Origin of the sequence: Peteryoungia wuzhouensis, from assembly GCF_003205195.1 — a bacterium.
Lineage (GTDB): Bacteria > Pseudomonadota > Alphaproteobacteria > Rhizobiales > Rhizobiaceae > Allorhizobium > Allorhizobium wuzhouense.
The window spans coordinates 1,106,317-1,119,049 of record NZ_QJRY01000001.1; the positions used below are offsets into that span (position 1 = coordinate 1,106,317).

Here is a 12,733-nt window from a genome sequence, read left to right on the forward strand (position 1 = left end):
CTTTGACCGACGGGTCGTTTACGCTTCTGCCCGATACGGGCGAACCCGGTTTCGGGGTCTATATCCATTGGCCCTTCTGTGCGGCCAAGTGTCCCTACTGTGACTTCAACAGCCATGTGCGCCACCAGCCGGTGGACCAGGCGCGCTTCGTCCAGGCCTTCCTCACTGAAATGAAGACGATGCGGGCGCTGTCCGGGCCGAAGACGGTGACCAGCGTGTTCATGGGCGGCGGTACGCCGTCGCTGATGGATCCTTCGACCGTCGGCGCCATCTTGGACGGCATCGCGTCGACCTGGCATGTGCCTGATGGCATCGAGATCACCATGGAGGCCAATCCATCCAGCGTCGAGGCAACACGCTTCCACGGCTATCGGGCAGCCGGCGTCAACCGGGTGTCGATGGGTGTGCAGGCGCTGAACGATCCGGATCTGAGGTTCCTCGGACGGCTGCATGATGTCGCGGATGCTTTGAAGGCCATTCGGCTGGCACGCGAAATCTTTCCGCGCATGTCCTTCGATCTCATCTATGCCCGGCCGAACCAGACGGTGGAGGCCTGGGAGCGCGAGCTGAAGGAGGCGATCTCCTATGCCGTCGACCACCTGTCGCTCTACCAGCTGACGATCGAGGAAGGCACGGCCTTTTACGGGCTGCACAAGGCGGGCAAGCTGATCGTGCCAGACGAGGAGCAAGCCGCCACTCTCTATGAGGCGACGCAGGAGATTACCGCGCGCGAGGGCATGCCGGCCTATGAGGTTTCCAATCATGCCCGGCCCGGCGCCGAGAGCCGGCACAACCTGACCTATTGGCGTTACGGCGATTATGCCGGGATCGGCCCCGGCGCGCATGGCCGGCTGACGAAGGGGCGGACGAAGATTGCGACGGCCGCGCAGAAGCATCCGGAAACCTGGCTGTCGGCCGTCGAGCAGGATGGCCATGGCATTGTCGAACGCGAGGACCTGGACAACGAGGCCCAGGCCGACGAACTGCTGATGATGGGGCTTCGGCTGCGCGAGGGCGTGGATCTCGCCCGCTGGCAGCAGCTCTCCGGGCGGGACCCCGATCCTGACAAGGAGCAGTTCCTGCTGGAACAGGGGTTCATCGAGCGGCTGGGGAATTCCAGGCTGCGCTGCACGCCGGCGGGCATGCTGATCCTCAACGCCGTGGTCGCCGATCTCGCCTGCTAACGATCCAAGGAGGGTGTCATGCCTGTCGATGATGCCTTTGCCCGCTATGACATGGCCGTGCTCTACGATGCCTTCAATATTCATGGGATGGACAGAGATTTTTACCTTGGTCTCTGCGATGCGCCTTGCCGGGTGCTCGATATCGGTTGCGGAACCGGTTCGATCGGGCTGGCGCTGGCCGATCTCGGTCATACGGTGACGGGCCTTGATCCGGCACCCGGCATGCTCAAGGTGGCGCGGACGAAGGACACGGCCGAAAGGGTTCGTTGGGTTGACGGCAATGTGCTTGATCCCAGTCTTTCGCTCGGCGAGGAATTCGATCTGGTGATCCTGACCGGACATGTCTTCCAGGTGTTTCTCGACGATGCTGAGGCATTGTCCATGCTCAACTTCGTCCGGCGGCATCTGGCGCCCGAGGGGCGGCTGGTGTTCGAGAGCCGCAATCCGCTGGCGAGGGCCTGGGAGCGCTGGACGAAGAGCGACACCCGCGACGTGCAGCTGGTGGCCGGGATCGGTCGCGTCGAGGTGTTCTACCAGATCAAGGCTGTCGAGGGCGAACATGTCACCTTCGATGCGGTGTTCACATTGCTCGACACCGGCGAGACCAGGGTGAGCGAAAGCCGACTGCGGTTTGCAGACCGGGACACCATCGGCCGCCTGCTGGCGGAAGCGGGTTTCGAGAACGTCGAATGGCTGGGCGACTTCGACGGCAGCCGCCTTGTTGCGGCAAGCCCCGAGATCATTCCCGTGGCCAAGGTTCAGGCCAGACCGGCGTGAAGATAGAGCCAGGTGGTCGGTTCGCCGTCGAAGGCACCGCCCGAGACCGTCTCGATCTCGATATCGACGAAGCCGGCGGCAATGCAAAGCGCATGCAGCTCTTCCTGTGACGGCCTGTTGTAGTAGCGGCCGAGGCTGTCCAACCCCTCCCCTCCACCCGTCTTGAAGCTGGCATAGAGGCGCCCGGCAGGGCGGAGCGCGCGCGCCACGCGGCCGAGCACATCCGACAGATCGCGGCGCGGGACATGCAAAAGGCAGGCATTGGCCCAGATGCCGTCGAATGCCGCCACATAGGCCAGCTGCTGGAACGGCAGGACCAGGACCGGGCGCCCCAGGCGGCGCTCGGCTTCGGCCGCCATGGCGGCTGATCCATCCGAGGGGGTGACGTCGAAGCCGCGGGCAATCAATGCGGCGCTGTCGTCACCCGCACCGCAGCCGAGCTCGAGGATCCGCGCGTCCGCCGGAAGACGCTCGACGAAACGGGTCATCTGGCGCTCGGGCAGACGGCGGTCGCGCGCCGCATAGACTTCGGCGTTCTCATCGTAAAATCTAAGGGAGGGATCGCGGCTCATGGGATCTGCCATAGCAGAAGGCCGGCTTGGGAGCCGGCCTTGATATCTCGTCTTATTCGTTGATCAGGCGTCGCAGCAGTTCGATTTCCTGCGACAGCTTCTGGTCGGCGGAGATCAGCTCCTCGATCTTGCGCACGGCGTGCAGCACCGTGGTGTGATCGCGTCCGCCGAAGCGGCGGCCGATCTCGGGGAAGGAACGCGGGGTGAGCGTCTTCGACAGATACATGGCGATCTGGCGCGGCTTGACGATGACGCGCGTGCGGCGGTTCGACACCAGTTCCTGGCGCGAGACGTTGTAGTGGCGAGCCACCACGCGCTGGATGTCCTCGATGCGCACGCGCTTCTGATCACCGGCGCCGACGAGGTGGGCGAGCAGTTCATCGACGCGTTCGATCGACAGGTTCGGTTCGAAGGAGCGGCGGAAGAGCAGCTGGTTGAAGGCGCCTTCGAGGTCACGGCCGCTGCTGGTGATGTTGCGGGCGACGTGTTCGAGAATGTCATCCGGGATATCGAGCGATGCGTCTTCCTTGCGAGCGGCTTCAAGACGCGACTTCATCATGTCGAGGCGCATCTCGTAATCGGGCGCTTCCATCTCGATGGCGACGCCACCCTGGAGGCGCGAACGGACGCGCGGATCGAGCGATTCCAGTTCCCAAGGCGCGCGGTCGGCCGCGACGACGACCTGCTTGGCGCTGTCGAGCAGCATGTTCAGGAGGTGGCAGAACTCGTGCTGGATCATCTTGCCCTGCAGGAACTGCATGTCGTCGATGATCAGGAGGTCGATGTTGCGCAGCGAGTCCTTCAGCGTCAGGGCGTCGTTGTCGCGGATGGCGGTTGCGAAACGCCACATGAAATATTCAGCCGTCAGATAGACGACGCGGGGTGCGCGCGGGCTATGGACGGCGGCATTGGCGATCGCCTGCAGCAGGTGCGTCTTGCCCAGTCCGACCGAGGAATGGATGAACAGCGGGTTGAAGCGTACGGCACCGGCGCCGGCTTCGGCAATGGTCTTGGCGGCGGCGAGCGCCACGCGGTTCGATGCGCCTTCAACAAAGCCATCAAAGGTGTAGCGGCTGTCGAGCGGCGAGCCAAAGAGGGGGCTTGCGGTGCTCGTGGCGCGGCCCGTGACGGACGACGGCCCCGGAGGAGAGGCGATCTGGCCAAGGCTCTGCGGACCCGTCCGGCGGGTTGCTGCCTGCTGCGGCGCGGCATCGGTGCCCACCGGGCGTTCTTCGATGGCCGGGACGCGGGTGCTGCGGCTTGCGCTGCGCACCATGATCTCGACCTTGAGGATCGACGGATCCTCAGCCTGGAAGATCGACGTGATCAGATCGAGATAACGGTTGTTGATCCACGACTTCAGGAAGGTTGTGGGGACGGTGAGGCGCACCACGCTCTTGGAGGCGGAGTGGAGCTTCAGGCGGCCGAACCAGCTCTGATACACGTCGACCCCGACCTGGGCTTTCAATCTTTTGCTGAACCGGTCGAAAAGAGCATCATGCTTCATTTCGGCATTGTCTCCTGCGCCCTCGGCGCACGCGGCGTCCAGCGCCGAATGTGCATTGTCCCCGTTCGCCAACGCACCGGCCGTCATAGAATTCATCTGCATTTTGCCGCCTTCCAAATCATTCCAGGTGCCGGGCGTTCTTTGAGCCGTCCGACAACCACTTCATCTCGGGCCGATCCGTAACCAGACCAACCATCCCCGAATGGATCGGTTCCGAGCCTTCAGCCAAAGGCTCGCACCAATCCGGTCATCGCCCCAGCCGATGACCTTCCCTCTAACCAATGGACTGCATCCTCGACATGCGGTCCACCCTTCCCCGCCCGGCATTCCTCCGGGTCAAGGCACAAAGCCGTCACCACGCGGAAACCGTCAGGTCTCCGATGCAATGTCGGTTGCTTTATGAGAAAACGGAATGGAAACACTCCGTTCCGGCAATGGTGGCGTTGAGAACCGATATTCCTACCGACCGGACCGTCTTTCCAGACCAGTCCCACGCCCCTTGCTGGAGATCATTAATGCAGGATCAAAAGCCAAGATCAACACTGATTTTTGCACGAAACCGGCGCGCGGCCATTGACTCTTGGTACTTCATTTTTGCGTCACATTCCGCTGAAAAAGAATCGCTTTTGAATCAAGGAGATTCACAGGCAGTCCCGAAATGGACCTTCTCAGACGTAAAAAAATAAAAATTCTCTTGACTCCCAGAGTGCCCAACCTGCCCCAAGGGGAAGTGGACAAATGCGCAGGCACCTCTTTCAAGCCATTGAAAATAAACAATATTTTCTGTCACGCCATTGACACGCTGCAGCGCAAAAGAATACCCTAAAACACAATTTTAACGACTGTGACAAGGACAACGCAAAGAGCCCGGCGAATCGCCAGGCTCTTTTAATTTTGTCGAAACGGTGTCGAAAATTAGACGGCCAGAGCCTTCACACGAGCCGCCAGGCGCGAGATCTTGCGCGATGCGGTGTTGGCGTGAACGACGCCCTTCGTGGCGGCGCGCTGCAGTTCCGGCTGGGCAGCCTGCAGGGCGTCCTTGGCGACCGCTGCGTCACCGGAAGCGATCGCTTCTTCGACCTTGCGGATGAAACCACGGACGCGCGAACGACGAGCCTTGTTGACTGCAGTGCGGGCAGCGATCTTGCGGGTCGCCTTTTTCGCCGAAGAAGTGTTGGCCATAGATGCCTCTCTCGAAATTCAAACCAAAGCCCACCATTGCCGCGTCGGGTCATTGCGACCTGCCATACCAGCACTTGGGGAGCTGCTTCATGGGAAAAGCGCTGAAGGCTTTTCCAACCGTGGGCGGGCATATAGCGGGAAAGCGCGAATGCGTCAACGCGGATTCTGCAGATAACGCGCCCTCCCGGGCGCTTATCTGTTCCGGAAGACCGGCTTGCGCTTCTCGACGAAGGCCGCCATGCCTTCCTTCTGATCCTCGGTGGCAAAAAGCGCGTGGAAGAGCCGGCGTTCCGAGCGCAGGCCTTCCGTCAATGTCTGCTCGAAAGCCCGGTTGACCGCTTCCTTGGCCATCAGCACTGACGGCAGCGAGAAGGCGGCGATCTTGGTGGCCGCTTCCACCGCCTCGTCCAGCAGCCGTTCGGGTTCGACCAGACGGGCGACGAGACCGGCGCTCTCGGCTTCGACAGCATCCATCATGCGGCCGGTCAGGCAGAGATCCATGGCCTTGGCCTTGCCGACCGCGCGGGTGAGGCGCTGCGAGCCGCCCATGCCGGGGATGATGCCGAGCGTGATTTCGGGCTGGCCGAATTTCGCGGTCTTCGAGGCGATGATGAAGTCGCACATCATGGCGAGCTCGCAACCGCCGCCGAGCGCGAAGCCGGAAACGGCCGCGATGATCGGCTTGCGGAAGCCGGCAACCTCGTCCCAGCCGCCAATGAAGCCGCCGGTATAGGCATCGACGAAATCGAGCGACTGCATCTCCTTGATATCAGCGCCGGCGGCGAAGGCCTTTTCCGAGCCGGTCAGGACCACCGCACCGATGCCGGCATCGGCTTCCAATTCGCCGAGCAGCTGGCGCAGTTCGCGCATGACGGTGGAATTCAGCGCATTCAGCGCCTGGGGGCGGTTCAGCGTGATGATCGCAACCCGGTCGCGGCGTTCGGTCAACAGCGTTTCGAAGGACATGTCTCTCTCCCTGGCTGGCGCTTGCGGCGCTACTTCTGGCAGCGGCGACAATAGAATGTCGAGCGGCCGGATTGAACTATCCTTTCGACGGTACCGCCACAACCATCCGTGAGGCATTCCCTTCCCTCGCGATCATAGGCGCGGAAGAAGTGCTGGAAGTAGCCGAGCGTGCCATCGGTCTGGATATGGTCGCGCAGCGACGAGCCGCCGGCCTCGATGGCATCGGCGATGACCTCGCGGATGGAGGAGGCGAGCAATGTCAATTCCGGCTTTGGCTTGCCGGTCTTGGTGACCAGGGTCGAGACCTTGCGAGTGGGCGACAGATGCGCGCGCCACAACGCCTCACAGACATAGATATTGCCGAGGCCCGCAATCACCTTCTGATCAAGCAGGGCGCTCTTCAAGGGCTGGCTACGATCGGCAAATCGCGTGGCCAGATAATCGGCAGAGAGCCTATTGCCGACGGGCTCGGGGCCTAAGTCGCGGAAGGCGGGGTAATCGTCGAGTTCGGCGCGGTGGACGAGATCCATGAAGCCGAAGCGGCGAGGGTCATTATAGATGACGCGCACCGGCCCATCCTGCCGCTCCAGATGAAAGAGCACGTGATCGTGTTTTTCATCCTTGCTGCGCTCGTGGTGGAAGACGCCCGGCATATCGGTCGCCGCCCCCGCCTCGATGCGGAAGGAGCCGGACATGCCGAGATGGGCAATCACGGTTGCACCGTCCTCCAGGTCGATCAGCAGATATTTGGCGCGGCGCGACAGCGCCTCGATGCGACGGCCCTCGACCCTTGCGGCAAAATCGCGCGGCAGGGGAAAGCGCAAATCGGGGCGGCGGAGCTCAAGCCGCTCAAGCCGCGCGCCTTCCATCGTCGGCGCCAAGCCGCGACGGACTGTCTCTACCTCTGGCAATTCCGGCATTTCAGCCCATCTTTCTGTTTGAAGCGCCTGTTTTACGGTCTATAGACCAGCCTTGAAGCGGGTGCACTTGCGCAGATAGCGCGTGAGAGCCCTTTTCGCTATGGTCTGCCCGACCTGTCCGTACCGTGGAGTGAGATGATGACTGCAAGCCGCATTTCCGCCGATGGCGGCATGGAAACCTCCTACGGGTTCCGCCAGGTCGACGAGCAGGAAAAGCAGGGCCTGGTCAACGACGTCTTCCACAAGGTGGCCAAGCGCTACGACATCATGAACGACGTGATGTCGGCCGGCCTGCACCGGGTCTGGAAGGATGCGATGGTCGCCTCGCTCAATCCGCGCAAGGATCCCAACTATAAAGTGCTTGATGTGGCCGGCGGCACCGGCGACATCGCGTTTCGCATCGTGGAGGCCTCCAATCGGCTGGCCCATGCGACCGTGCTCGACATCAACGGCTCCATGCTCGGCGTCGGCGCCGAGCGGGCGGAGAAGAAGGGGCTCACCCCGAACCTGACCTTTGTCGAGGCCAATGCCGAGAGCCTGCCTTTCGACGACAATTCCTTCGACGCCTATACGATCGCTTTTGGCATCCGCAACGTGCCGCATATCGACGTGGCGCTGTCCGAGGCCTTCCGCGTCTTGAAGCGCGGCGGGCGGTTGCTGGTCCTGGAGTTCTCCGAGGTCGAACTGCCGCTGCTCGACAAGGTCTATGATGCCTGGTCGTTCAACGCGATCCCGCGCTTCGGCAAGATGATCACGGGCGACGCCGAGCCCTACCAGTATCTGGTGGAATCGATCCGCAAGTTCCCGAACCAGGCTGATTTCGCCCGGATGATCGAGCGCGCCGGCTTCGCAAGCGTGCGCTTCACCAATTACACCGGCGGGATCGCGGCCCTGCATTCCGGCTGGAAGATCTGAACCGCATGAGCACGATCGGTGCATATGTCCGCCTGGCGCGGGTCGGCTGGGTGCTGGTGCGGGAAGGTGTCGTTGCAGCACTTCCGTCGGAAGGGCTGCCGCCGCTGGTCGGGTTCGCCAAGGCGGCCGTGGCACCGCTTGCCCGCAGCCGGGCAAAATCCGTCGAGCGCGCCGATCGGCTGGCCAATGCGGTCGCGCGCCTTGGGCCTTCCTATGTGAAGATCGGGCAGTTTCTGGCCACGCGTCCCGATGTCGTTGGCGCCGATTTCGCCGAGGATCTGTCGGGGCTGCAGGACCGGATGGCTTTTTTCCCGACGGAAGCATCGCGCAGCACGATCCGCGAGTCTCTCGGCCGGACGATCGAAGATCTCTATGTCCGCTTCGACGAGCCGATTGCGGCCGCCTCGATCGCACAGGTTCACCCCGCCGAGGTCGAGACCCCGGAAGGGCCGCGCAAAGTCGCCGTGAAGGTGATCCGACCGGGCGTGCGCAAGCGTTTTGCCGCCGATCTCGAGGCGATGTATCTGGTCGCCCGTCTGCAGGAACGCTTCATCCCGAATTCGCGGCGCCTGCGCCCGGTCGAGGTGACGAAGACGCTGGAGCAGACCACCAAGGTGGAGATGGATCTGCGGCTGGAAGCGGCAGCGCTCTCCGAGATCGCCGAAAATACCAAGGATGATCCCGGTTTCCGCGTTCCCCAGGTTGACTGGGAGCGGACCGGGCGTGACGTCGTCACCATGGAATGGATCGACGGCATCAAGATGTCGGATGTCGAAGGGCTGAAGGCCGCCGGGCATGATCTGAACATGCTGGCCGACACGCTGATCCAGTCCTTCCTGCGCCACACGCTGCGCGACGGTTTCTTCCATGCCGACATGCATCCCGGCAATCTCTTCGTCGATGCCTCCGGCATGATCGTGGCCGTCGACATGGGCATTGCCGGACGGCTGGGCAAGAAGGAACGCCGGTTTCTGGCGGAGATCCTCTACGGCTTCATCACCCGCGATTATCTGCGCGTGGCGGAAGTGCATTTCGAGGCCGGCTATGTGCCTGCTCACCACAATGTCGCGAGTTTCGCCCAGGCCATCCGGGCGATCGGCGAGCCGATCCATGGTCAGCCGGCCGAGACGATCTCCATGGGCAAGCTTCTGACGCTGCTGTTCGAGGTGACCGAGATCTTCGACATGGAGACGCGGCCCGAGCTGGTGATGCTGCAGAAGACGATGGTGGTCGTCGAGGGTGTTTCGCGCATCCTTAACCCGCGCTTCAACATGTGGAAGGCGGCCGAGCCTGTGGTGTCCGACTGGATCCGCGACAATCTCGGGCCAAAACGCATCGTCACCGACCTGAAGGATGGCGCGAAGGCCGCCATGCGGCTGGCAGAAGCGCTACCCGAAATCGCGACAAAGACGGAAAAGCTGCATGGCGAGATCATGCGGATGAGCGAAGAGGGCTTGCGCTTCGACGCGCAGACGGCCGAGCGGATCGGACGCGCCGAGGCGCGGCATACACGATCAGGGCGAATTGCACTCTGGGTGATAGCGGCGGCGTTGGTCGCGATCGCCGTCCAACTCGCCTGACTTTGCTAATATAACAAAATTTCTTGTTACATCGGTGGAACAAACGGTCTCGTGGGACGTTGAACCTGATAGACCTCAATTTGTTCCGTCGGAGCTCCATGTCAGTCCAGCAAAGCGGCTTCGTCCGGTCCACCCTGCTTTTTCTCCTGATCGGCACAGCCATTCTTGTCGCAATCATTGGCACCACGCTTGCCATGGTGGACAGGACGCGTTCGACATTCGAGTACATTCTCGGCGAGCGCAATATTCGCCGGATGGCCGTCAATCTTCTGCAAGAGATCACGGATGCCGAAACCGGTCAGCGCGGTTTCGTCATTACGGGGGACCCGAAGTTTCTGCAGCCTTATACCAATGCGGTCGACGACATCCGGGGCTCGCTCGACAAGCTCGATGAGGTCGTGAAGGATCGGCCGATCAAGGCGGAACGCATGCCCGACCTGCGGGCCGCCGTCTCCGGCAAGCTCGATGAACTGGCCCGCTCCATCGAGCTCGTCCAATCCGGTTCCCGCGAAGAGGCAATCGCACTGGTGCAGACCGAAGTCGGCCGGGAATACATGGAGCGCATCCGCACCACCCTAGACTTCTTCAAGGACCAGTCCGACAAGAACGTGGATCTGGGCACCGCCGAACAGATCGCCGCAACGCAGCAGCTGAAGTGGATTACCATCGGCGGCGGCATCGCCATCATCGCGGTCATGGGCGGGGCCATTCTGGTTGTGCTGCAACATGTCCGGGCGCTCGCCGCATCGCAGAAGGAAATCGAACTGCTCAATGCCGGCCTGGAAGCTCGGGTTGCCGAGCGGACCGAAGACCTGATGCAGGCCAACCAGGAAATCCAGCGTTTTGCCTATATCGTGACGCACGACCTTCGGGCGCCCCTGGTCAACATCATGGGATTTACGGCGGAGCTGGACGCATCGATGAAGTCGCTTCAAACCTATGTTTTGAACGAAGATGCGCCGCTCAGCGAAAGCCAGATTGCCGAGGCAAAGCTCGCCGCGTCCGAAGACCTTCCCGAGGCGATCGGCTTCATTCGCTCCTCGACCCGCAAGATGGACGGCCTGATCAATGCCATCCTGAAGATTTCCCGCGATGGACGGCGGCAGCTGAAGCCAGAACCGATTGAACTCCAGCCGATGCTGGAAACGATCATGGCCAGCGTCAATCACCAGATCAGCGAGAGCGACGGAAAGGTCGATCTCGACATCCGGCTGAACGAAATGACAACCGACAGGTTGTCGCTTGAACAAATTCTCGGTAACCTTTTCGACAATGCTATCAAGTATAGGAATCCGGTACGACCTCTGGAGCTCGCCGTACGCACCATGCCCGAAGGGCGCCACATGGTGCGGATCGAGGTCCAGGACAATGGTCGCGGCATAGCAGAACACGACCACGAACGAATTTTCGAACTCTTCCGACGATCCGGCCAGCAAGATCAATCTGGCGAAGGCATTGGCCTCGCCCATGTCCGCTCTCTGGCGCGGAACCTGGGTGGTGAAATCACCGTCAAGTCCCGTTTGGACGAGGGTTCGACATTCGTATTGCGACTGCCATCGGATCTATCACGCTTGGTACGGAGTTGACTATGAAAGCGGTGGGCAAGGAAGTTACAATCATCATGATCGAGGATGACGAGGGCCATGCTCGTCTCATCGAAAAGAACGTCCGGCGGGCCGGCGTCAACAACGACATCGTTCCGTTCACCAACGGGACGGATGCGCTCGATTATGTGCTCGGCAAGGATCGCAGCGGCAAGGCCTCGGAAGATCGCTATCTTCTGATCCTGCTCGATCTCAATCTGCCTGACATGTCCGGCACCGATATTCTCGACCAGATCAAATCCAATCTGCATACGCGGCGCATGCCTGTGGTCATCCTGACGACAACGGACGACGAGCGCGAAATCCAGCGGTGCTACGACCTCGGGGCCAATGTCTATATTACCAAACCTGTCGACTACGACAATTTCGCCAATGCCATCCGGCAGCTCGGTCTCTTCTTTTCTGTCATGCAGATCCCATGACACCGGGCCAACCGCGATGAGCTTTCGCGTCCTTTATATCGACGACGACGCTGCCATCGCTCGGTTGGTGCAGAAACATATGGGGCGTCTGGGCCACGACGTCTCGCATGCGGAGACGGCGAGCGATGCGTTGGAGCGCCTGAACAGTCAGGACTTCGACGTCATCGTGCTGGACCACTACCTGCGCCAGACGACCGGCCACGAGGTGCTGGCGCTGATGCGCGAGACGCGTGTCGACTTGCCCGTCGTCTATGTGACGGGCTCGAACGAGGCGCAGATTGCGATCGAGGCGATCAAGGCCGGGGCTGCCGACTATGTCATCAAGACCGTCAGCGAAGACTTCCTGTCGCTGCTGACCAGCGCCATCGAGCAGTCGGTGGCCAATGCGCGGCTGCGGGTGGCAAAGGAGCGGGCAGACGAAGAGATCCGGCTCGGCAAGGAGCGGGCGGAAGCCCTGCTGGCGGAGGTGAACCACCGCGTCGCCAATTCGCTGGCGCTGGTCGCCAGCCTGCTGCGGCTACAGATTTCCAGCGCACGCAGCGATGAAGTGAAGGCGGAGCTTTCAGAGACACAGGCGCGCATCACGGCGATCGCCGGCATGCATCGCAGCCTCTATACCTCCGATGATGTCAGCCGTGTCGAACTGGACCGCTATCTCGGGCGCCTGACGGCGGAGCTTTCCAACTCGCTCAGCAGTGCGGAAAAGCCGATCCGCCTTCTGATCGAGGCTGACAGGATTTCGATGACGGCAGACAAGGCCGTTTCGGTCGGCATGATCGTCACCGAACTCGTCACCAATGCCTTCAAATATGCCTATGCCCCCGGCCAGAGCGGCGATATCCGCGTGCATCTGAAGACGATTTCTGCGGATGAGGCCATGCTCAGGGTCGAGGATGACGGGATCGGCATCGACGTCAACAGCGCGCCGAAGGGCACCGGGCTCGGCAGCCGGATCGTCAAGTCCATGGCGTCCACGCTGGGTGACGGGCTGCGCTATCTGGAAGGCCAGCGCGGAACCGTCGCCGAAGTGCCGCTCAAGCTCGACGTGACCTCCTGATCCTTTCCCGGCGTTTACCAGCCTTTGCGGCAGCGTTTGCCTCACGC

At 61.7% G+C, this 12,733-nt stretch carries 12 protein-coding genes; 7 read left to right on the forward strand and 5 right to left on the reverse strand.

The features are described 5' to 3' along the window. Positions 1 to 2 precede the first annotated feature (2 nt). Positions 3 to 1,184 (forward strand): radical SAM family heme chaperone HemW, encoded by a 1,182-nt coding sequence (gene hemW / locus DMY87_RS05435; RefSeq protein WP_110790210.1) that lies wholly within the window; start codon positions 3 to 5, stop codon positions 1,182 to 1,184. A gap of 18 nt (positions 1,185 to 1,202) precedes the next feature. Next, entirely contained in the window at positions 1,203 to 1,961 is a 759-nt protein-coding gene (locus DMY87_RS05440; RefSeq protein ID WP_110790211.1) for a class I SAM-dependent methyltransferase, read from the forward strand. Here the strand turns inward: DMY87_RS05440 and DMY87_RS05445 are convergent. The 5 genes from DMY87_RS05445 to mutM form a co-directional block, all read right to left on the reverse strand. Then, on the reverse strand, positions 1,943 to 2,533 hold the full coding sequence (locus DMY87_RS05445; protein WP_110790391.1) for a class I SAM-dependent methyltransferase: 591 nt from the start codon (positions 2,531 to 2,533) through the stop codon (positions 1,943 to 1,945). The genes DMY87_RS05440 and DMY87_RS05445 overlap by 19 nt on opposite strands. A gap of 52 nt (positions 2,534 to 2,585) precedes the next feature. Beyond that, entirely contained in the window at positions 2,586 to 4,142 is a 1,557-nt protein-coding gene (gene dnaA / locus DMY87_RS05450; RefSeq protein ID WP_110790212.1) for a chromosomal replication initiator protein DnaA, read from the reverse strand. Positions 4,143 to 4,955: 813 nt separating this feature from the next. Further along, positions 4,956 to 5,222, reverse strand: coding sequence for a 30S ribosomal protein S20 (gene rpsT / locus DMY87_RS05455; protein WP_062276883.1), 267 nt, complete (start codon positions 5,220 to 5,222; stop codon positions 4,956 to 4,958). A 192-nt stretch (positions 5,223 to 5,414) separates the two neighbouring features. Further along, positions 5,415 to 6,188, reverse strand: a complete 774-nt coding sequence (locus tag DMY87_RS05460) for an enoyl-CoA hydratase (RefSeq protein WP_110790213.1) — start codon at positions 6,186 to 6,188, stop codon at positions 5,415 to 5,417. A gap of 29 nt (positions 6,189 to 6,217) precedes the next feature. After that, positions 6,218 to 7,108 (reverse strand): bifunctional DNA-formamidopyrimidine glycosylase/DNA-(apurinic or apyrimidinic site) lyase, encoded by an 891-nt coding sequence (mutM, locus tag DMY87_RS05465; RefSeq protein ID WP_110790214.1) that lies wholly within the window; start codon positions 7,106 to 7,108, stop codon positions 6,218 to 6,220. A 138-nt stretch (positions 7,109 to 7,246) separates the two neighbouring features. On the opposite strand from mutM, the gene ubiE reads away from it, so the two are divergent. From ubiE to DMY87_RS05490, 5 genes are all read left to right on the forward strand, one after another. Beyond that, complete coding sequence (gene ubiE, locus DMY87_RS05470) at positions 7,247 to 8,023, forward strand: bifunctional demethylmenaquinone methyltransferase/2-methoxy-6-polyprenyl-1,4-benzoquinol methylase UbiE (protein ID WP_110790392.1); 777 nt, start codon at positions 7,247 to 7,249, stop codon at positions 8,021 to 8,023. Between the two features lie 5 nt (positions 8,024 to 8,028). After that, a complete protein-coding gene (gene ubiB, locus DMY87_RS05475) occupies positions 8,029 to 9,603 on the forward strand; it encodes a 2-polyprenylphenol 6-hydroxylase (RefSeq protein WP_110790215.1) in 1,575 nt (524 codons plus the stop codon). A gap of 98 nt (positions 9,604 to 9,701) precedes the next feature. Next, positions 9,702 to 11,189 (forward strand): sensor histidine kinase, encoded by a 1,488-nt coding sequence (locus tag DMY87_RS05480; protein WP_110790216.1) that lies wholly within the window; start codon positions 9,702 to 9,704, stop codon positions 11,187 to 11,189. A 2-nt stretch (positions 11,190 to 11,191) separates the two neighbouring features. Further along, positions 11,192 to 11,629 carry a response regulator gene (locus tag DMY87_RS05485; RefSeq protein WP_110790217.1) on the forward strand — a complete coding sequence of 146 codons (438 nt, stop codon included), beginning with the start codon at positions 11,192 to 11,194 and terminating at the stop codon, positions 11,627 to 11,629. 16 nt (positions 11,630 to 11,645) lie between these two features. Continuing rightward, on the forward strand, positions 11,646 to 12,686 hold the full coding sequence (locus DMY87_RS05490) for a sensor histidine kinase (protein ID WP_110790218.1): 1,041 nt from the start codon (positions 11,646 to 11,648) through the stop codon (positions 12,684 to 12,686). Positions 12,687 to 12,733 lie beyond the last annotated feature (47 nt).